At 61.6% G+C, this 20,037-nt stretch carries 13 protein-coding genes and 9 pseudogenes; 10 read left to right on the plus strand and 12 right to left on the minus strand.

Annotated features, from left to right (window positions below):
• Nucleotides 1-66: 66 nt before the first annotated feature.
• The 6 genes and pseudogenes from L0A91_RS05995 to L0A91_RS06020 all read right to left on the minus strand — a co-directional run bounded on the left by L0A91_RS05995 (nt 67) and on the right by L0A91_RS06020 (nt 5,238).
• The gene (locus tag L0A91_RS05995) at nt 67-432 is read right to left on the minus strand and encodes an iron-sulfur cluster assembly accessory protein (protein WP_235246224.1); all 366 of its coding nucleotides are present in this window, start codon (nt 430-432) and stop codon (nt 67-69) included.
• Between the two features lie 177 nt (nt 433-609).
• Nucleotides 610-1,484, minus strand: a pseudogene (locus tag L0A91_RS06000) (glycerate kinase).
• Nucleotides 1,484-1,636, minus strand: coding sequence for a hypothetical protein (locus L0A91_RS06005; protein WP_235246225.1), 153 nt, complete (start codon nt 1,634-1,636; stop codon nt 1,484-1,486). Before L0A91_RS06005 ends, L0A91_RS06000 begins: the two are co-directional and overlap by 1 nt.
• Before the next feature lie 2 nt (nt 1,637-1,638).
• Nucleotides 1,639-2,783: pseudogene (gene trpS / locus L0A91_RS06010) on the minus strand (tryptophan--tRNA ligase).
• Nucleotides 2,784-2,807: 24 nt separating this feature from the next.
• Nucleotides 2,808-3,808 (minus strand): annotated as a pseudogene (locus L0A91_RS06015) (glutathione S-transferase family protein).
• 123 nt (nt 3,809-3,931) lie between these two features.
• Nucleotides 3,932-5,238 (minus strand): annotated as a pseudogene (locus L0A91_RS06020) (dipeptidase).
• Nucleotides 5,239-5,355: 117 nt separating this feature from the next.
• Between L0A91_RS06020 and L0A91_RS06025 the strand changes: the two are divergent.
• Nucleotides 5,356-5,940: a DUF3043 domain-containing protein gene (locus L0A91_RS06025; protein WP_235246226.1), complete on the plus strand. Its 585-nt coding sequence runs from the start codon at nt 5,356-5,358 to the stop codon at nt 5,938-5,940.
• Here the strand turns inward: L0A91_RS06025 and L0A91_RS06030 are convergent, their stop codons facing one another.
• Nucleotides 5,941-6,279 carry a hypothetical protein gene (locus tag L0A91_RS06030; RefSeq protein ID WP_235246227.1) on the minus strand — a complete coding sequence of 113 codons (339 nt, stop codon included), beginning with the start codon at nt 6,277-6,279 and terminating at the stop codon, nt 5,941-5,943. It abuts the gene before it with no gap.
• On the opposite strand from L0A91_RS06030, the gene L0A91_RS06035 reads away from it, so the two are divergent.
• Nucleotides 6,278-6,838, plus strand: coding sequence for a bifunctional adenosylcobinamide kinase/adenosylcobinamide-phosphate guanylyltransferase (locus L0A91_RS06035; RefSeq protein ID WP_235246229.1), 561 nt, complete (start codon nt 6,278-6,280; stop codon nt 6,836-6,838). The two genes, L0A91_RS06030 and L0A91_RS06035, sit on opposite strands and share 2 nt — an antisense overlap.
• Nucleotides 6,839-6,928: 90 nt before the next feature.
• On the opposite strand, the pseudogene gcvT reads toward L0A91_RS06035, so the two are convergent.
• Nucleotides 6,929-8,052 (minus strand): annotated as a pseudogene (gene gcvT, locus L0A91_RS06040) (glycine cleavage system aminomethyltransferase GcvT).
• 104 nt (nt 8,053-8,156) lie between these two features.
• Here gcvT and L0A91_RS06045 point away from each other — a divergent pair.
• Complete coding sequence (locus L0A91_RS06045; RefSeq protein WP_235246230.1) at nt 8,157-9,701, plus strand: leucyl aminopeptidase; 1,545 nt, start codon at nt 8,157-8,159, stop codon at nt 9,699-9,701.
• A gap of 68 nt (nt 9,702-9,769) precedes the next feature.
• Here L0A91_RS06045 and L0A91_RS06050 read toward each other — a convergent pair whose 3' ends face one another.
• Nucleotides 9,770-10,045, minus strand: coding sequence for a hypothetical protein (locus L0A91_RS06050; RefSeq protein WP_235246231.1), 276 nt, complete (start codon nt 10,043-10,045; stop codon nt 9,770-9,772).
• 140 nt (nt 10,046-10,185) lie between these two features.
• Here L0A91_RS06050 and lpdA point away from each other — a divergent pair, with 140 nt between their 5' ends.
• From lpdA to L0A91_RS06070, 4 genes and pseudogenes are all read left to right on the plus strand, one after another.
• Nucleotides 10,186-11,652: a dihydrolipoyl dehydrogenase gene (gene lpdA / locus L0A91_RS06055; protein WP_235246232.1), complete on the plus strand. Its 1,467-nt coding sequence runs from the start codon at nt 10,186-10,188 to the stop codon at nt 11,650-11,652.
• Nucleotides 11,645-13,470, plus strand: a pseudogene (gene sucB / locus L0A91_RS06060) (2-oxoglutarate dehydrogenase, E2 component, dihydrolipoamide succinyltransferase). The gene lpdA and the pseudogene sucB overlap by 8 nt, the downstream one beginning before the upstream one ends.
• A 124-nt stretch (nt 13,471-13,594) precedes the next feature.
• Nucleotides 13,595-14,149, plus strand: a complete 555-nt coding sequence (locus tag L0A91_RS06065) for an NAD-dependent epimerase/dehydratase family protein (RefSeq protein WP_235246233.1) — start codon at nt 13,595-13,597, stop codon at nt 14,147-14,149.
• Nucleotides 14,137-14,523, plus strand: a complete 387-nt coding sequence (locus L0A91_RS06070; RefSeq protein WP_235246234.1) for a DUF1731 domain-containing protein — start codon at nt 14,137-14,139, stop codon at nt 14,521-14,523. The genes L0A91_RS06065 and L0A91_RS06070 overlap by 13 nt, the downstream gene beginning before the upstream one ends.
• A 44-nt stretch (nt 14,524-14,567) precedes the next feature.
• Here L0A91_RS06070 and L0A91_RS06075 read toward each other — a convergent pair whose 3' ends face one another.
• From L0A91_RS06075 to L0A91_RS06085, 3 genes and pseudogenes are all read right to left on the minus strand, one after another.
• Nucleotides 14,568-15,128: a hypothetical protein gene (locus tag L0A91_RS06075; RefSeq protein WP_235246235.1), complete on the minus strand. Its 561-nt coding sequence runs from the start codon at nt 15,126-15,128 to the stop codon at nt 14,568-14,570.
• Nucleotides 15,125-16,086, minus strand: a pseudogene (locus L0A91_RS06080) (serine/threonine-protein kinase). The gene L0A91_RS06075 and the pseudogene L0A91_RS06080 overlap by 4 nt, the downstream one beginning before the upstream one ends.
• A 112-nt stretch (nt 16,087-16,198) precedes the next feature.
• On the minus strand, nt 16,199-17,272 hold the full coding sequence (locus L0A91_RS06085) for a Gfo/Idh/MocA family protein (RefSeq protein ID WP_235246236.1): 1,074 nt from the start codon (nt 17,270-17,272) through the stop codon (nt 16,199-16,201).
• Between the two features lie 68 nt (nt 17,273-17,340).
• Here L0A91_RS06085 and lipB point away from each other — a divergent pair.
• The 3 genes and pseudogenes from lipB (at nt 17,341) to L0A91_RS06100 (ending at nt 19,896) form a co-directional block, all read left to right on the plus strand.
• Nucleotides 17,341-17,990 (plus strand): annotated as a pseudogene (lipB, locus tag L0A91_RS06090) (lipoyl(octanoyl) transferase LipB).
• A gap of 77 nt (nt 17,991-18,067) precedes the next feature.
• A pseudogene (gene lipA, locus L0A91_RS06095) lies at nt 18,068-19,091 on the plus strand (lipoyl synthase).
• Between the two features lie 142 nt (nt 19,092-19,233).
• Complete coding sequence (locus L0A91_RS06100; RefSeq protein ID WP_235246554.1) at nt 19,234-19,896, plus strand: DUF4191 domain-containing protein; 663 nt, start codon at nt 19,234-19,236, stop codon at nt 19,894-19,896.
• The last annotated feature ends 141 nt before the right edge of the window (nt 19,897-20,037 follow it).

Here is a 20,037-nt window from a genome sequence, read left to right on the forward strand (position 1 = left end):
AAGCCCACCTCAGACGCCTCGAGGGCGCAGCAGGTGGGCTTGAGTCGGTCTCGACCTAGCGGGTCATCAGCTAAACGAGTCACCACACGCGCAGGAACTGCCCGCGTTGGGGTTGTCGATGGTGAAGCCCTGCTTCTCGATCGTGTCAGCGAAGTCGATGCTGGCACCGTCGAGATACGGCGAGCTCATCCGGTCGACCACGACAGCGACGCCGTCGAAGTCGGCCACGAGGTCGCCATCCAGAGTGCGCTCGTCGAAGTACAGCTGATAGATCAGGCCAGAGCAGCCGCCGGGCTGCACGCCAATACGCAACCGCAGGTCATCGCGGCCTTCCTGCTCAAGGAGGCTCTTGACCTTGCCTGCTGCCAGATCGGTCAACACGACTCCATGAGTCGCGTTGGAGCCTTCGAGTTTAGTGTCCTGCACGCTCATCGCGATCGAATCCTGTCGTCTCGGGGGTGGTGCAGGTAGTTAACGCCAACGAAGGTCGGCGTTGTTCCCGTTAACCCCCAGCCTACGCCCCCATAGGCTCAAAGCAGCTTCGCCGGGCTTTGCGCTAGTTGGGTCGAGCCGGAGACCAGGTCCGCGCAACTCGAGTAGCCAGGCTGGCTAAGGTCTCATCGGGGCGGGTTTCATAGGTGCCACTAATGCCCAAGGACATCCCTTCGCGCCGGCCGACCAAGACTTCATTGGCCAGCACCACTGATGGTGCGGCGTGCTCGAGGGCGGCTTTGGCAGTTTCTGCAACGACACCGTCGTGTACGGTTCGCCAGTCGTAGCGGTCGCTGACGAGGACGACCAGCGCACCACGAAGAGCCGCGAAAGCTCCGCTCTTCTGCCCGCAAACACAGCACCGGCTTCAGTGCGGGCTCCCAACAGTTGCAGCGCATACCCAATCCCGCCGCCAACGCCGGACGCAGGTGTCCGCTCGCGCTTTTGGCGGGTGCCCGAAATCAGGTCCATGGGTGCTGGGTAGGCCCGTTCAATGACTTCTGTGAATCGGCCCATCCGCTCTTCAAGCCCCTGGGTGATCTCGCCCGAAACCCCATATTCCGTGCCCAGAGCGGCGCTCACGCCGTGAAATCCAGTCAGCGGTTCGTTGCTCGCGGCCGCCATCACCAGGCCAATTTTCGACCAATGGGCCACCACAGCAGGTAACCGCTCCAGGTGCTCCCCCGCACCGAGGGCGCGCAACAATCCAGCGCCACCGTCATGGCTGGCCAAGGGCCCCACGCCAAGCACAATCCGGTCCGCGCCGAGCTCTTGCGCGGAGAGAGCAATTCCCCAACGCCCTGGCTGCTCAACCCAGCGGGATCGGCTAATTCTTGCTCGCTGACCAAATGGCGCCCTGCTGCTTCAGCAGCGTCCAGGTATGCCGTGCGAACGCCGTCAATGGAGCGCAGCACCACTTGGGCTGGCACGTCCCCACCGGCTGGCCCGCTGACCACGACCGGCGAAGCACTGGCCTCGGGCATCGCCGCCATCACATCGACAAACCCAGGGAGCCATCCGAGAGGCCGAAGGCACTGACATCGTCGTGTTCGGCTCGCTTGAGCCAGCCATCACGGACCGTTGCGGCAGTCTGGCCTGCCGAGGTCTCGGCATCACACCGATCAGCGACGACAACAACGCGCATGATCAGGTGTACATCATCTGCATCGCCGAGCGGACCTCGTTGAGGGTCTCCTCGGCGATAGCGTTGGCTCGCTCGTTGCCTTGTGCCAAGACCGACTGCAAATAACTGGGGTCAGCCTCCAACTCTGCCCGCCGAGCGCGAATCGGGGCAAAATGCTCGTTGACGGCCTCGGTGGCAACCTTTTCAGTGTCCCGCCACCGCCATTGCCGATCGACTCAGCAATTTCATGCGGGTCCCGACCACTCGCCAGAGCGGTCAACTGCACCAGGTTTGAAACTTCAGGACGGTTGATGGGGTCATAGGTAATAAAGCGATCAGCGTCCGTGACAGCGCCCTTGAGACGCTTTGCCGTGGTGTCGGCATCCATCCCGATTTCAATCGTGTTGCCCTTGGACTTGCTCATCTTCTTGCCATCCGTGCCCAGCAATAGTGCGGCGCCGGTCAGTAACGCCTCCGGCGCTCGGAACACTGGCTCAGCGGGGTCAACCCGGCCATACCGTTCGTCAAAGCGCCTGGCAATGACGCGCGCCTGCTCGAGGTGAGGCAACTGGTCCTTACCGACTGGGACGAGATTTGCCTTGCAAAACAGGATGTCTGCCGCCTGGCTGACCGGATAGGTCAGCAGCAGACCCGACATAGGCCGACCCCCGGTGTCTTCCAGTTCGGCCTTCACCGTGGGGTTGCGGCGCAATTCTGAGTCGGTGACCAGAGACAAGAACGGCAGCATTAACTGGTTCAGCGCGGGCACCGCTGAGTGGGTGAAGATAGTGGACTTTTCGGGATCCATGCCAACGGCCAGGTAGTTCGCCATGCCGGAGAGGACCCGCTCACGAAGCGGGCCCACGCCGTCGCGGTCCGCGATTACCTGGTAGTCGGCAATGATCAGGAAGTTCTCAACACCGCGATTTTGCAGCGCCACCCGGTTGGCCAGCGTGCCGAAGTAGTGCCCGATGTGCAGGTTTCCGGTGGGCCGGTCACCAGTCAGAACCCGGAACTGAGCAGGGTTTTGACCAATCAACTTTTCTAGCTCGGCCGAGCGTTCCACCGTGCGCTGCAACGATGCGCCGCTAGCCGCGGCGGCGAGGGCATCTCCATCATGGTTATCGGCAGCGGGCAGGACTGTTTCGGGTGAGGCAGAAGAAGTCATAGTGCGACGAGAATACCGCCTCAGTTAGGCGAGCTCGGGCACCGCCTCATCAGCGTGAACTGGACCTGGAGCAGAGCCTGCGCCGAACGGCGAACCACCCAGCTCTTCGCGACCATGCTCAGTCAACCAACCGCGTGGATCTGGTCCGGCCGGGATGATTCCGGTGGGATTGATGTCCAAGTGGGTGGCGTAGTAGTGCGCCTTAATCTGGTCAAAGTCGACAGTGTCGCCAAAACCGGGAGTCTGAAAGAGGTCACGGGCATAGGCCCACAGCACTGGCATCTGCGTCAAGGTGCTGCGGTTGCACTTGAAGTGGCCGTGATAGACGGCGTCGAACCGCACCAGGGTGGTGAAGAGGCGAATGTCTGCCTCGGTGATGTGGTCGCCGACCAGATAACGCTGGGTCTCAAGCCGCTCACTCGACCAGTCGAGACGATCAAAAAGACGGTGGTATGCGCGTTCGTAGGAGTCCTGCTTACCCGCGAAACCACACCGATAGACGCCGTTATTAACATCGTCGTAGACCAGTTGCGCTACTTCATCAATCTCAGAGCGCAACGCTTCGGGATAGAGATCAGGGCTCCCTCGCGGTGGAAATCAACCCACTCGGTAGCAAAATCCTGGGTGATCTGCTTGAAGTCGTTGGTGGCCACCTGACCATTACGCAGATCAACGATGGCCGGCACGGTGACGCCGGGCTTGTATCCGTTTGGCCGTGCTTCGTAGGCGTCTTTGAGCTTCGGGATGCCCAACACAGGGTCAACCTGCCCTGGGTCCAAATCAAAGGTCCAACTGTCCGCGTCGTGCACCGGACCGGCGATACCCATAGAGATGGCGTCTTCCAGACCGAGCAACCGACGCACAATGACGGTGCGGTGCGCCCACGGGCATGCCCGACTGACAACTAAGCGATAGCGATCTGCCTCAGCAATGAAGCCATCAGGCTCGCCATCAGCAGTGATGCGCTCTGGGATGTAGCGCGTGTCTCGGACGAAACTATCTTCAACGTAAGAGTTCTCAGCCACGGTTCCTCGTTCCTAGCGCCGTGGGGGCGACGCGAGATCGTTGAGCGGTCAATCACTCCACCGTACTCGTTCATCTCGCGTCGCTCCAGGCCCGGTGCCAATCGTGGCTCGAACTCAAGACCTCTATTCGCCCTTGTTGATGGCTCCCAGGCGCTCGAGCAGGACTGCCTCAGCCAGGCACACCCGCTCAAACTCAGCCAAATGCAGGGACTCATTGGCCGCGTGTGCGCGGGTGTCTGGGTCTTCCACCCCAGTGACCAAGATGGCTGCCTGCGGGAAACGCTCGGCGAAACTTGCGACGAACGGGATCGATCCACCGACTCCGATGTCGACCGGCTCAGTCCCCCAGGCGTCGTTGAAAGCGGCTCGGGCGGACTCATAGATGGGTCCTTGCGCGTTTGCCGAGAAACCCTCACCCAAATCATCGAGCTCGACGCGAACCTGGCATCCCCAAGGCGCCTGGTCCATCAAATGCTGCCGCAGCGCATCGAGGGCCACCTGCGGGTCCTGGGCTGGATGAATGCGCATCGATAACTTCGCCCGTCCCACCGGCGTCAGCAGGTTAGCCGCCGTCGCCACCGAGGGAGCATCGATGCCGATCACCGTCATCGAGGGCTTGGTCCACATTCGGGACAGCAGCGACCCGGTGCCGATGGGGCGGACTCCTTCGCTAAGGCCGCTGTCTGCGCGCAGGTCATCTTCGGTGTAATCCAGTTCTGCGGCCTCACTGGTCATCAGGCCAGCAACAGCCACATCACCGTTATCGTCGTGCAAGGTCGCGACCAAGCGGCACAGGGCAGTCAAGCCATCGGGGACGGCGCCGCCATACATACCGGAGTGAACCCCGTGATCGAGCGCCTGGACTTCGACGACGACCCGCACAAGTCCACGCAGGGTTGTGGTCAAGGCTGGGGTGCCGACTTTCCAGTTGTGTGAGTCGGCCAACACGATGGCGTCTGCCCGTAGTTCGGTCTCGTATTTGTCCAGGAGCGCCGGAAGGCTGGGCGAAGCGACCTCTTCTTCGCCCTCCACGAAGACGGTGACATTGACCGGCGGAGTGCCATGGTGCGCGCGGATCGCCGCCACGTGGGCCATCACTCCAGCCTTATCGTCGGCAACGCCGCGGCCGTACAGGCGCCCGTCGCGCTCCGTGGGCTCAAAGATCGGGGTATCCCAGTCCGCTTCATCGCCGGGTGGTTGCACGTCGTGATGGGCATACAGCAATACGGTTGGCGCATCTGCAGGTCCGGCCAGTCGGCCAATGACAGCCGGTCGCCCCCTTCTGAAACGACGGAAACCTCCATGCCCTCAGCTCGCAGGAGATCAGCCACGGCAAGTGCACTGTCATCTACGTGCTGCTGATCAAAGGACTCCAGCGAAACCGAGGGAATGCGGGTGAGCGATTCCAGATCGTCGCGCACTCCAGGCATCAGGCCAGAGACATTCGACCGCAATTCCTGCAGTCGGCTCGCGTGAACAGGTCGGTCGTCATTCGATGAAGTAGTCACATCGCGGACTCTACCGATATCACCCTCTACAGTGGAGGGGTGTCCGCGCACAACAAGGAAGAGAAACCCGTGACTGAGCCTGCGATCGACAACGCCGCCAAGACCCCCGCTGGTAAGGGGCGCCCGACGCCTAAGCGTCGCGACCAGGAGGCCGCCAACCGCCGCCCACTGGTCCCGGACAACAAGGGCGCGACGAAAGAAGAGAAGCAGCGTCGCAAGGCCGCTCGGTCCAAGGCCCGCGAGGGGATGCTGCGTGGCGACGAACGGTACCTAGCAGCACGTGACCGCGGACCGATGCGGCGCTTCTTGCGCGATGCAGTCGACACCCGCTGGAACATCGGCGAGGTCTTGCTGCCGATGATGCTGATGATCCTGGCGGCATCGCTCATCAATATCGCCAACCTGCAGGTCCTTACCTTCACCTTGGCCTGGGGCCTGATCATTGTCGGCCTGGCCGATGCCATCATGCTGTGGCGGCGTACAAAGGCTCGCGCTACCGAGATCTTCGGCGAAGAGCCCGGCAAGGGCAGCGCGTCCTATGTCGTCTTGCGCGCCTTCCAGATGCGCGTTTCGCGCGTTCCGCGTCCCGTCGTCAAGCGTGGCGACGAGTTGCGCCGACACTGACTAGTCAGCAGCGCTCAGGCTCATCGGCCCGTAGACCAGGTCTGACCCATGCCACAGCGATACAGCGGGTGCACCCTCATCGACCAAGGTTTCCCATTCGCTGGCCAGCCAGGCTTCCGCATCGGCTTGAGTGGGGAAGCTGCCTCGCTCACGACCTTCTGGTGAGGTCGGCTCACTGTCGAGCGGGTCGATAGTCCAGACGTAAGAAATATCCATTTGGACACCATAGGGCCTTGACTGCGCCATGTTTTGGCCGGTCAAAGTCCCAAACGGAATTGTGCAGAACTCTGCGATATATTCGCGCAAAGAGGCGCACAAGAACCCTGGGAGATAGTTCATGACCACAACGCTCGTGCTCGGAGCTGGACGCAGCGGCAAATCGGCGTACGCCGAGTCCCTGCTCAGTGATCACGCCAAGGTGACCTTTGTCGCCACCGGGCAGCAGCCCTGGGCGGACAAAGACCCAGAACGCGCTCGTCGTGTGCTTCAGCATCGCGCCCGCCGTCCGCAAGGGTGGCAGACCGTGGAATCTCGTGACCTCACCCGTGCGCTGCTGAGCAGCCGGCATCCAGTGTTGGTCGATGGCATCGCAGAGTGGGTCGGCGGCATCATCGACAGCCACGACATCCAGGACCCGGCGAAGTTGCAGCAGGACTTGATCGCCCAAATGGATGAGTTAGTCGTGGCTTGGCGACATGTCCCATTCGACGTCGTCGCCGTCACCGAAGAGGTCGGCTGGGGTCAGAACGGCACCACCGAAGCTGAGCGCATTTTTCGCGAAACGCTTGGGTATGTGAATGCTCGCCTGAGCCGTGCAAGCCACCATGTGCATCTAGTCGTGGCTGGCCGAGTGCTGGACTTGAGCAAGGCACCGCTCGTGCCCTCAGGCAGCCTCTAACGCACGCAGTCGTTACACCCGGACCTGCTCAGGTCTGCATGAACCAAAGTGTGGCCCCGACCAATGCTGGTCGGGGCCACAGTTATTGGCTCACTCTGCGTCCTCGAAACTAGTTGGAGGTGCGCACCTGCACGAAGGGGGCTTCTCCACTTTGGCGGGCAGTTGACGGCCGCGCACCTCGATGGTCACCTCGTCGTCCCACGTCACGGCTCGGTCTAATAGGGCGAGGGCAATCCCCTGTTTCAAAGACGGTGAGAATGTCCCTGACGTCACAGTTCCAACGGTGTTTCCTTCCGCGTCCAGGACTGGGCACCCGCTGCGGGGAATTCCGCGTCCGGTGAGGCGCAGACCACGGTTCAGTGGCGTTATTTTGGCCGCTCGCTCAGCGCTCAAGGATTCCTTTCCCCAGAATTCAGACTTGTCCCAGCCAACAGCCCAGGCCGCCCGTGCCATCACTGGGGTAATTTCGGCGCTGAGGTCTTGCCCGTGTAGTGGATAACCCATCTCAGTGCGGAGGTGTCGCGCGCGCCCAGGCCCGCGGGTAGGCCACCAAGGGGCTCAATCTCGGTCATCAAGGCATCCCACAGTTGCGCAGCACCGTCCCAACTGCAGACCAACTCGAAGCCCTTCTCACCCGTATAGCCGGTGCGGCAAACACGCACCTGCTGCCCCTGCCATTGCGCGTCCACGAAACTCATGAATCCGTGGTCGGTGGGGAGCCCAAGATTCGTCAACACCTCGGGGGCCTGCGGTCCCTGCACGGCAAGAACTGCATACTCGGTGTGCTGGCCGGTGACGGTGATCTCTTCTGGGGCCTCCTCCGCCAACAGGGACACCACACCAGTGGTGTTCGCGGCATTCGGGATCAAAAAGACTTCGTCGACACTGACCAGATAGGCAATGAGGTCATCGACCACGCCTCCATCTGGTGCACAGCACATGGTGTACTGCGCCTGACCAGGCTCGATCCGATTCAGATCGTTACTCAGGCACCGGTTCACGAACGCCGCCGCGCCAGGTCCGGCAACGGTGGCTTTACCCAGGTGAGAGACATCAAAAACACCAACGGCTGATCGCACCGCCGAGTGCTCGGCCACCACCCCACCGCCTGGATACTCAATCGGCATCAGCCAGCCACCAAAGTCGGCCATTTTGGCTCCGAGTGCTGTGTGCCGCTCGTGCAGGGGCGAGTTCTTCAGGTCAACGGTGTCCATGATCGTGACTCTAGCGCTAACGACCCGCAGTTCCGCGAGGTGGCCACTGCGGGGGTTAGGCTCAACAGGTCCCCTGCCCCACCTCACGAAAACGAGGACCTCCGATGCCAGCAGTTTCGACGACCCTTCAACTCACCGACAAGGCTCCCGGCTCGCTAGCCGTCGCCGTGCTCGTGGTAGCCATCGAGCCCGGCAAACCGGGACCGGCGCTACGACAGGGCCACGGGCTCAGCAGCAAGGCCGGGAAAACAATCGAAGAGCACCTCGCCGCTGTTGGCGCGGAGGCGTCCTTGGGCGAAGTGACCCAGGTTGGCCCCGTTGCTGGGGTCAAGGCAGAGCGAGTCGTCGCCGTCGGAGTCGGCAAACCAGCCAAAGACACGCGCGGCTCGCAGCGCCCCGATGACACCGAGCGATACCGCCGTGCAGCAGGTTCGGCCACCCGGAGCCTGGCCGGCAGCAGCGACGCCGCAGTTGCCTTTGGCGACCTGGACGAAGATGCGTTGACCGCAGTAGCTCAGGGCAGTGTGCTCGGCGCATACGCATACCAAGAGTTCTTCGGAGAAGGCAAGAAGGCCTCAGCCAAGGCGCCACTAGGCTCAGTGACCTTGTTGGGCCTCAAGGCCCGCTCATCAGAAGGCAAGAAGTTGGTTGCGCAGGTGTCTGCACTCACCTCCGCCGTCAATTACGCCCGCGACTTGGTCAACATGCCGCCAAATGCGCTGTTCCCACAGTCCTTTGCGGAGTCGGTCGCCAGGAACGCCAAGAAGACCAAGGTCACCGTCGATGTATGGGACCCCCAGCGGCTGCACGACGAGGGCTGCGGCGGAATCCTCGGCGTGGGCCAGGGCTCCGCCCGGGCACCCCGCCTGGTGACGATGAAGTATGCGCCGTCCAAGCCGGTAGCCCACCTCGCCTTTGTCGGAAAGGGCATCACCTTTGACTCCGGCGGCCTGTGCCTCAAGCCCGCAGCCTCGATGGTGACGATGAAGTGCGATATGGGCGGCGCGGCCGCCGTTGCGGCTGCCATCTTTGCCATCGAAGCAATGGGACTGCCTATTGCGGTGACTGGATACCTCTGCTTGGCCGAAAACATGACCGGGGACCTGGCTCAGCGACCTGGAGACGTGGTCACCATGCGCGGCGGCAAGACGGTGGAGATCATCAACACCGATGCTGAAGGGCGTTTGGTGATGGCGGATGGGCTGGCCTTGGCTAGCGAGAGCAAGCCCGATGCCATCATCGACATCGCAACCCTCACGGGAGCCGCTGTGGTGGCCTTGGGTGAGCGCACACTCGGCATCATGAGCAACGACCAGGCTCTGACTGGTCGGGCTCACGCCAGTGCAACCTTGGCCGGTGAGCCGGCATGGCCGCTCCCCATGCTGGAGGAGATCCGTTCGACGATGGACTCCCCCGTTGCTGACCTTAAGCACACCGGCGAACGTTCCGCCGGTGCCATGGTGGCCGCAACCTTCCTCGCCGAGTTCGTTGGCAACGGTGCCGATGGCGAGCAACTGCCCTGGGCCCACCTGGACATCGCTGGCCCTGCGTTCAACGACAAGGCTCCGTTTGGCTACACCCCGAAGGGTGGAACAGGGGCTGGCGTGCGTGCCTTGGTAGAGCTGGCACAGAGCTACACCCTCGCCTAGTTCGTCCTTCGCAGACGCAACAAAGGGTTGGCCAGCGTTTTGCTGGCCAACCCTTTGCTATGTCACGCCTAGTTCTGGTCTCGCTGCTGCTGACTCCATTTACGCATCCGGCTTGGGTAACCGACCTGATTGACGTCATAGACCGGGATGCCCAAGTCTCGCGCAATGCCGAAGCCATTCTTTGGTGCCCTGACTGCCCTACGGGTCCATTCGCCATCGTGAGCGACCAACACCAGGGTTGTTGTCGTCATATTGGTGGCAGGCTCAACGTAGCCCTCTACTCCGCGACGGCTCCCGACAAATTCCTGGGCATGCCGCATCACGGCTGCCAGGTCAACGTCCATATCCGGTCCATCACGGCGAGTGTGTCCAGCGCTGCCAGTTGAGGCAACACTGCTTTTGCGCCATCGATCAAACAAACCCATAGCCATAGAGATTAAACCCTGCGGCTCCATGGTTCCTGAGACGGTGGCAAGATGCACTTATGCAGTCGACGACGACCTCAGTGCAAACCTACGATCTCGTGATCCTTGGGGCTGGCAGTGGCGGCTATGCTGCCGCCTTGCGCGCCGCTCAACTTGGACAACGCGTGGCGCTCATCGAGCAGTCAAAGTTAGGCGGGACGTGTCTGCATGAAGGATGCATCCCTACCAAGGCGTTACTACACACGGCCGAGGTCGCCGATCAGGTGAAGGACTCGGCCCATGTCGGCATCCACGCCAGCCTTGATTCCATCGACGCAACAGCTATGCGCGCCTACAAGGATTCCATCGTTAAACGCCTCTACACCGGCCTTCAGGGCCTCGTGAAGTCGGCCAATATTGACTTCATCAGCGGCCGAGGGCGGCTGTTGGACTCCCAGACGGTGGTGGTTGATGGGCAAGAAATTCGCGGTAACAACGTCATCCTGGCCACCGGTTCATATGCCAAATCACTCCCTGGGCTCGAGTTCAAGGATCGCGTGTTGTCGAGCACCGAGGCCATGAACCTTGAAGAAGTACCCGGCAGCGTGATCGTGCTTGGTGGCGGAGTCATCGGGGTAGAATTCGCCTCCATCTGGGCATCACTTGGCAGTGACGTCACCATCGTGGAGGCCGCCGATCGCCTCGTGCCAACTGAGGAGCCTGTCATCTCGAAAACACTGGGCCGGGCCTTTCGAAAACGAAAAATCACGGCTCGCACCGGCTCCTCCGTTGATTCAGTCACCCAAGATCAAGACCAAGTCACCGTCACCCTGGCCGATGGCACTTCACTGCAGGCCGATTATCTGTTGGTCGCAATCGGGCGAGGCCCGCGATCAAGCGATCTGGGCTATGAAGAGGCCGGAATCACGATGGAACGCGGCTTCGTCACCACGGACGCCTCGCTCCAGACATCCCTGCCGGGCGTCTATGCCGTCGGTGACATCGTCCCTGGCCCGCAGTTGGCGCACCGCGGCTTCGCCCACGGCATCTTCGTAGCCGAGCACATCGCGGGGCTGGATCCAGAGGTCGTTGATGACACTGGCATCCCGAAAGTCACCTACTGCAACCCCGAAATAGCGAGTGTCGGACTGACCGAGGCCCAGGCCAAGGAGCGATACGGTGATGTCAGCAGTTACGAATACAACTTGGGTGGAAACGGCAAGTCGCAGATTTTGGGGACAGCTGGCCTGATCAAGCTCATCCGTCAGGCCGATGGACCTATCGTCGGCATCCACATGATCGGCGCACGCGTCGGTGAGCAAGTTGGCGAAGCACAATTGATTTACAACTGGGAGGCTTTGCCCGAAGATGTTGCCGGACTCATCCACGCGCATCCGACACAGAATGAGGCACTCGGTGAAGCCCACCTCGCGCTTGCAGGAAACCCCTCCATGCGCACTCATAACAACTGCGCGGCAGGCTGCACAAAACCTGCGCGTGCAACTAGACTTCCAATCCCCGGACGAGGAGACGTCGAGAATGTCTGAACGCGTGAGCATGCCGGCCTTGGGTGAATCGGTCACCGAAGGCACGGTCACCCGCTGGTTGAAGGAAGTCGGCGAAGAAGTAGCCGTCGACGAACCCCTAGTGGAGGTGTCGACGGACAAGGTCGACACCGAGATCCCATCCCCTGTGGCTGGCACGCTGCAGGAGATCCTCGCGGACGAGGACGAGACTGTTGAGGTCGGCGCCGACCTCTGCGTCATCGGCGATGGCGACGCAGCCGCAGCCGACGAGTCCTCGGAGTCGCAGGACGAGGCTGAAGAAGAGCCCGCTGCAGACGAGGCTGAGGACAGTTCCGACGCCGACGAGGAGGAAGCCAGCCAAGAAGAGGCTGCATCCTCCGATAATGACAGCGGCGATAGCGGCGACAGCGACTCCAGTGATGGCGGCGACGGCGAAACCGTCACCATGCCAGCCTTGGGTGAGTCCGTCACTGAAGGCACCGTCACTCGTTGGCTCAAGGAAGTCGGCGACGACGTCGAGGTCGACGAGCCACTGCTTGAGGTTTCGACCGACAAGGTCGACACCGAAATCCCCTCCCCGTCGCTGGGAAATTGAGCAAGATCTTGGTGGACGAGGACGAAACCGTCGAGGTCGGCGGTGACCTGTGCGTCGTTGGCGGCAGCGGTGGCGGTTCAGCGTCCTCCGACGACGAGCCCGAGCCGGAACCAGAACCCGAGCCGGAACCAGAGCCCGAGCCGGAACCAGAGCCCGAGCCTGAGTCAGCCAAGGAAGAGGAGCCGGCTAAAGAAGAGGCTCCCAAGCAGGAAGAATCCAAGCCCGCTGAGTCCGAAAGCAAGGCAGAAGCCAAGGGTGGCGGTGCGGATGTCAACGCCTACGTCACGCCACTAGTCCGCAAACTCGCCGCTCAGCACAGCGTCGACCTCAATGCTCTCGAGGGCACCGGTGTTGGTGGCCGTATTCGCAAGCAAGATGTCCTGGACGCGGCCAAGAAGGCCACCGCGGACGCCGATGCAAAGAAGGCTGAAGAGGCCAAGAAGTCGGACGAGGCTAAGGCCCAAGCGCCAGCAGCTAAGTCGGATGCCCCAGCCAAATCTGCTCCGGCCGCAAAGTCTGCTGCTCCAGAGATCGCCGCCAAGCGTGGCCAGCGCGAAAAGATGTCACGTTTGCGCAAGGTCATCGCAACCCGCATGGTCGAGTCGCTGCAGGTCAGTGCCCAGTTGACGACCGTCATCGAAGTTGATGTCACCAAGGTCGCTCGTCTGCGCAACAAGCACAAGGCAGAGTTCGCAGAGCGCGAGGGCGCGAAACTCTCGTTCATGCCCTTCTTTGCCATGGCCGCCGTTGAGGCACTCAAGCAGCACCCCAATGTCAACGCGAGCATTGAAGATGACCACATCGTCTATCACGCTCAGGAAAACCTCGGTATCGCCGTCGACACCGAGCGTGGCTTGCTGGTGCCTGTCATCAAGGACGCTGGCGATCTGAACATTGCTGGGTTGGCACGCAAAATCGGTGATGTTGCCGAGCGCACCCGGACCAACAAGATTGGCCCGGATGAGTTGGGTGGCGGAACGTTCACGCTGACCAACACCGGCAGCCGCGGAGCACTCTTTGACACCCCGATCCTCAACCAGCCACAGGTTGGCATTCTGGGAACGGGATCGGTAGTGCGCAAGCCTGTCGTGGTGATGGATGACGATGGTGGCGAAACGATCGCCATTCGATCCATGGTCTACCTAGCCCTCACGTATGACCACCGACTGGTTGACGGTGCGGATGCTGCGCGCTTCCTCGCCACAGTCAAGGCTCGTCTCGAAGAGGCAAACTTCGAGGTCTAGCTCGAGAAGTTGAAGGGGTCGCATCCCAGGATGCGACCCCTTCTTCTATTCTGGATCAACAAGTCCCTCAACAGACCGATCGCCCTAGCGTGTAGCACGCTGCGCGAGAAGCAGGAGTTATCGCATGACGCGCACACCCCAAACTGTTGCGATCACCGGTGCATCAGGCATGATCGGCAGCCAACTTTCTCAGGCACTGCGTGATCGCGGCGACTCGGTCGTGCACTTTGTCCGTAGAGAGGCAGCCACTTCGGGGCTCCCCGAGGGCGTCACCGAGGCCCAGTGGGCTCCGGCAGATCGCGAAATGAACCCCAGCGACTTGGACAACGTCGATGCCGTGGTGCACCTAGCGGGCGCCGGGATCGGCGACCACCGCTGGACCGAGGACTACAAGAAGAGCATTCGTTCCTCGAGGGTGAATGGCACGACGGCAGTTGCCGAAGCGGTCGCGAGCCACGGGTCTCGTATTCGACTGGTGTCCGGGTCCGCGGTGGGCTACTACGGTGATCGCCGCGACGATGTACTGACCGAGGCCTCGAGCCTGGGAGAAGGATTCCTCGCCGAAGTGTGCCGTGATTGGGAGGCCACCACCTGGGCTGCCGAGCAAGCGGGTGCCCCGTCGCACATGCCCGGACCGGGATCGTGCTTTCCCCTGAGGGTGGCGCTATGGCCAAATTGATGCCGCTGGCGAAATTCGGCTTGGCAGGCCCACTTGGCAGCGGCAAGCAATACTGGGCCTGGATCACGCTGCACGACCACGTGCGTGCCCTCATGTTTTTGATTGACCACCGCGACATCACCGGCCCGGTCAACCTCGCCTGCCCCCAGCCGAGTCAGCAAGTCGATGTGGTGAAAGCCCTGGGCGATCAGTTGAATCGGCCTGCGCTCATCCCGGCCCCCACCATCGCACTCAAGGTGGCGCTCGGCCAGATGGCAAGCGAGATCTTAGGCAGTCAGCGTGCGCTGCCTACCGTGCTGAGCGACAACGGCTTCGCATGGGACCACGAAGAACTTGAGCACGCCACGCAGTGGTTAGTTGAACAAGACGAATAGGCCGTTGCCAGGTTCGCGTTGCCAGGTTCAGTGGGAGTTGACGACTAGTTCGTCAGCTCCCACTGAACAAGTCGCCAGGTCTCATCGCTGTTGAGCAGTCGTAGGTTGATCACCTGCGTGGAAGCGGGCTCGCGAGTAGCAGCACTGGCTTCCTTCAGATCCGCCGTCACGACGTCATAACTCGAGGTCTCGATCGGCACCTGAACTTCCAGCACGAGTGGCCCTGTGCCCTTGTCACTGCCGATGACCCAGGGCTGGGAGATGGCCATCAGGTCTTGTATTTCACCCACGTCAAAACCGATCCCCTCGTATGTCAGACCGCTAGCGCGGGCCTGGCTCAGCGCCGCCGCATCTGCCCGAAAGGCTGGTGACCCACCGGCCGTCGCGGCTGCCAGCGCGTCTATGTCCAGCTCATTCCACGCGAGCGCCCTGGCATCGACAAGCTCTTGGATGTGCTGGCGCAGCTCACCGTCACGCACAGGAAGCACCCGCGCCGGCGCAGACTCGGCAGCAGCTATCTGCACCGGATCGGCGCTCGGCAGTGATTGGTTTGCCTGGCTGGGCTCGGCACCTCGGGTGAGGCCAAGGAGCGAAAGCCCGATCACCGCTGTCGAGGCAACACCGACGAGGCCAAGGAGAACCTTTGGTCGGCTGACCGAGGGTGGCCTCCGATGCCTTGGGGCACCTGCCTGCCCTGCTGTGCCCCTGCGGCTTTGTGCCGGTCTCCCAATGGCACCGCACCACGGATTCGGCGAGTTAATTCCAGCGATGGTTGCGCGTGCGGGGCTATATCAATAGGTCGGGCAACTCCTAGTGCGGCTGCTGCACTAGCAACTTCTTCAGCCAATGGCCGGTCATCAGGCTCTGGGGCGAGACACCACTCGATCAATTCTTGAGCGGCGCTAGACAACGTGGGGAGCAATTCGTTCAACGGCTTACGCGTGCCGACCCAGCCCGGCGCCTCCCCCACCAAAGCCCACCACGCCAAGGCCCCCAACGAATAGATATCGGACTCTGAGGTCGCCGCGAACCCCTCCAACACTTCGGGTGCCAATACCCCGTCAGTGCCAAACTCGCTCGTAGACTGCGAACCCGCCAAACTAGCCAGCCCAGCATCACCCAAGACCGGCATACCGTCGGCTAAGAAGAGAACATTCGAAGGCGACACATCAGCGTGTGCGACGCCTGCGCTGTGCAACGCTTCCAGGGCTCGTGCGATCGGCACCATCAAGGTGATGACCTCACCGAGCTGCAAAACTCCCGGGCGTGCAGAACCTGGCTCAGCGAGCCACCCTTGGCGAGTTGGGTGACAACAGCAACTTGGCTCTGCGACACAGCGATCACGTCATAAAGGTGCACAAGGTGTTGACTGCGGACACTGCTCAGCACGGCAGCTTCACGCATGATCTGTTCAACGGCGTTGCGCGGATCGACCACTTTGATCGCCACATTGAGACCATCGCCAACCCGAACACCACGCCATACTTCAGAGGTGGCCCCCGACCCTAAGTGCTCGTGGACCTGATAGCCCTGCAGCTCTGGCGGTAGTTGGTTGACCACCACGTCACCCCTAGTTCGGCGCGGCGACGATCACCGCGCCTACCTAGGCTCGCGCATCCTCAGCAATGCTGCAGTGAGTTATCCACAGGTTCGCAGCACATTGGTACGCGGCTAGCTAGACAGCGCCCGGAGCCACGCCCGGAGTGATGACCGTTTCCACTGAGCCACGCACAGCGGCCCGGCGTGCCGCATCCAGGACTGCCAGCACATGCACGGCATCGCTCGGGTTGACGGGCATGGCCGCTTGCCTGCCTTCGACGTCATCGGCTGGCAACGCTAGTGCCGCAAAGAACTCTTCGTAGAAGCCTTGCTGCCCGTGCTTGGCGACGACTACAGAACTGCGCCCCTCGTCGGAAAAGAACCAGCCGCAGTGCTGCTCGTCTTGATCTGCTAACTCGGAAATCGCCACGGGCTCACCCTCCACCGACGCCACGACATAACTGCCCGCACTACCCAGAACTCGCCAACGCGGCCCGGGCACGGCAGCCCAGTTCGACACGCTGAGATGGCTGACAACACCACTGGCGTGACGGCATGACATGAAGGCGTCATCTTCGGCCTCGGTTGAGCGCGCCTGAATCTCGGCGTACACAGAGTCGATAGGGCCCCATAACTGAACCGCTGAATCAACGGTATGCGCGTGCAAGTCCAGCATCAGCCCACCACCTTCGGCGGCGGAAAGGTGCTCGCGCCACATGCCGGTGCCTTCCGGTCGCCAACGCTCCCAACGCATCTCGGAGCGCAGCACCTCGCCCAATTGGCCTGACTCGACGACTGACCTCAGGGTGGCAAAATCTCGGTCGAAGCGCCGGTTGTTGAACACAGTCAGTGGTGCCTTGTTGCGAGCGGCATCGACGACGCCGAGCGCGGCCGAGGCGTCCACTGCCAGAGGCTTGTCCACGACTAAGGGGACACCAGCATCAAGGATCTGTTCGGCCTGCTCGGCGTGCAAACCACCAGGCGTGGCCAACACAATGCAGTCATAACCCAACCGTGCACGATCAGCTAACAACTCTTCGAGCGTGGGCACCACAGCGGCGTCGGCCAACTCAGCGTGCACCTGCTCAATTCGATCGGCGTTCGTGGTCACGACGGCAACGACCTCGCCGCCTGCCTGCTCAATCAGCGGGGCGTGGATACGGCGGCCCGCCTGGCCATACCCAACGAGCGCGACTTTGATCGCCTTCACAAATTTCTCCCTTGTCATGAAAATGTGGAATCCACCCTAGGGTCTGAAGACCGGCGTATGGTTTAACCATGCGCATTGAACACCTTGGATTCGGTCCAGACGCCGTGGAATACCGCCAAGCGTGGGATGAGCAGCGGCGTGTTCATGCGCTGGTCGCTTCTCGGAGCCAAGAAGACACCGTACTGCTGTTGGAACATGAAGCTGTCTACACAGCCGGCAAGCGCACTGAGGCGCACGAGCGGCCCCTCGATGGCACACCCGTTGTTGATGTGGACCGGGGCGGGAAAATCACTTGGCATGGCCCTGGTCAACTCGTGGGCTACCCGATCGTGCGACTGCCCTCCCCGTTGATGTCGTCGCCCACGTGCGGCGCCTCGAAGACATGATGATCGGCGTGTGCGCTGACCTTGGTCTCACCGTTCAACGCGTGGATGGTCGCAGTGGCGTCTGGCTGCTAGCCGACGACAAGGGCCCCGATCGCAAAATCGGAGCCATCGGGATTCGCGTGAGCCAAGAGGTGACGATGCATGGCTTCGCTCTGAATTGCGATTGTGATCTGCGCTGGGCCGACCCCATCATTCCGTGTGGCATTGCCGACGCCGGTGTGACCTCGTTGTCTCAAGAGTTAGGTCGTGAGGTCAGCGTCACCGAGGTGCTTCCCCTGGCGCACACCCACCTACGTCGAGTATTGGCACCCCAAACTTCCGCGCACGCCTAACCGGGCATACGCTGGACACAGAAAACGTTGCCCTAGGGCAACGGAGTAACTCACCACCATGCCTACGGAGGCGCTACGTGACTGTCGCACCTGAGGGACGTCGGATGCTGCGGGTCGAGGCCCGCAACTCACAAGTCCCGATCGAGCGTAAACCCGAGTGGATTCGCACTACCGCCAAAATGGGGCCCGAATACACGGCCCTAAACAAGCTAGTGAAGGGTCAAGGCCTGCACACGGTGTGCCAGGAGGCTGGCTGCCCCAACATCTTTGAATGCTGGGAAGACCGCGAAGCCACCTTCTTGATTGGTGGCGAACAGTGCACCCGTCGTTGTGACTTCTGCCAGATCGATACGGGCAAGCCCGCCGACTTCGATGCAGGCGAGCCGCGCCGCGTGGCCGAGTCCGTAGAGCAGATGGAGTTGCGTTACGCGACTGTCACCGGTGTCGCCCGCGATGACCTCGAAGATGGCGGTGCTTGGCTCTATGCAGAGACCATCCGCCAGATTCACGCCCTGAGCGAGCAGACTGGCGTCGAGATCCTGATCCCTGACTTCAATGGCAACCCAGATCAGGTCGGCCAGGTTATTGATGCGGCTCCGGAGGTCTTCGCGCACAACGTCGAAACCGTGCCGCGTATCTTCAAGCGCATTCGCCCCGCCTTCAAATACGAGCGCTCGCTGGACGTGATCACCATGGGTCGCGATGCCGGACTGGTGACCAAGTCCAACCTGATTCTCGGGATGGGCGAGGAAGACCACGAAATCGAGCAAGCTATTCGCGACCTGCACGAGGCTGGCACTGACCTGCTCACGATCACGCAGTACCTACGCCCTTCACCGAGGCACCACCCGGTCGAGCGTTGGGTCAAGCCCGAAGAGTTCGTGCACTGGAGCGAGCTGTGTGAGGAGATCGGCTACAAGGGTGTGATGGCCGGACCGTTGGTTCGTAGTTCCTACCGCGCTGGCCGTTTGTGGGCTCAAGCAATGCACAAATCGGGCCGTCCGATTCCGGCCAATTTGGAGCACCTGGCCCAAAGGCCGAGTCCCCGCCCGTCAGGAGGCATCGGCATTAGTAGCCAAGGCCTCCGCGAACGTATCCTGAGGCTATGTCAGCACGTAACACCACGGACGCCAGCAGCCCGAAGCCGGCCAAGGAAGGTCGACGGGGGCCGTTTGGCCGTCGCCGCAAGCCACGCGACCCAAATAACCCGGGCCGCATAGCTCAGTTCCGCCAGGTCTTCACCATGACCCGCAAGCATGACCCATCGGCCATTTGGCTGATGATCTTGGCTTTCGTCGTGGTGCTGCTGGTCGCGATCGGCATTGGTATCTGGATTGACCAGGTCATCTACCTGTCGATCATCGGTATCCCCCTGGCGTTTCTGGCTGCCATCTTCATCTTGAGCAGGCGGGCAGAAAAAGCGGCGTTCTCGCAGATTGAAGGTCAGCCCGGGGCAACCAGTGCTGTCCTGGGCTCGTTGCGTCGTGGTTGGTACTTCGACCAAGAGCCAGTTGCCGCCGAGGCTGGGGGCAAAATGCGTGGCATGCGCGACATGCACAACGCCGCAATGGTTTTCCGTGCTGTCGGCCGCCCTGGTGTTGTGCTGATCTCCGAAGGTCCGAAGGTCGCTGCTACTCGCTTGGCCCTGGCTGAAAAGCGCAAGACGAGCAGGGTCATCGGCAAGGACATCCCGGTGCACATCATCAATGTCGGCAAGGCTGACGATCAGGTCGCGCTGTCTAAGTTGCTCAAGAAGTTGCGCAGCTATGACAAGTCGATCACCAAGGATGAGGCCCTCGCCGTGCAACGCCGACTGCGTGCACTCGGCCCGACAAAGGCCGCAGTCCCAGCCGGTGTCGACCCCAACCGGGCACGCGCCGACCGACGCTCCATGCGTGGTCGCTGACTCACCGCATACCTCATCACAGTGGCTCGCCTCCTGCATGGAGACCAGCCACTGTTCTTGTTCTAGGACGTAATCGTCAATTAGCGGACGCGCAGGATGACGGACTTGCCATATCGATCGTGCAGTCCCCGGTTGTTTCGG

The organism is Ornithinimicrobium sp. INDO-MA30-4 (assembly GCF_021535045.1).
Taxonomy (GTDB): Bacteria; Actinomycetota; Actinomycetes; order Actinomycetales; family Dermatophilaceae; genus Ornithinicoccus.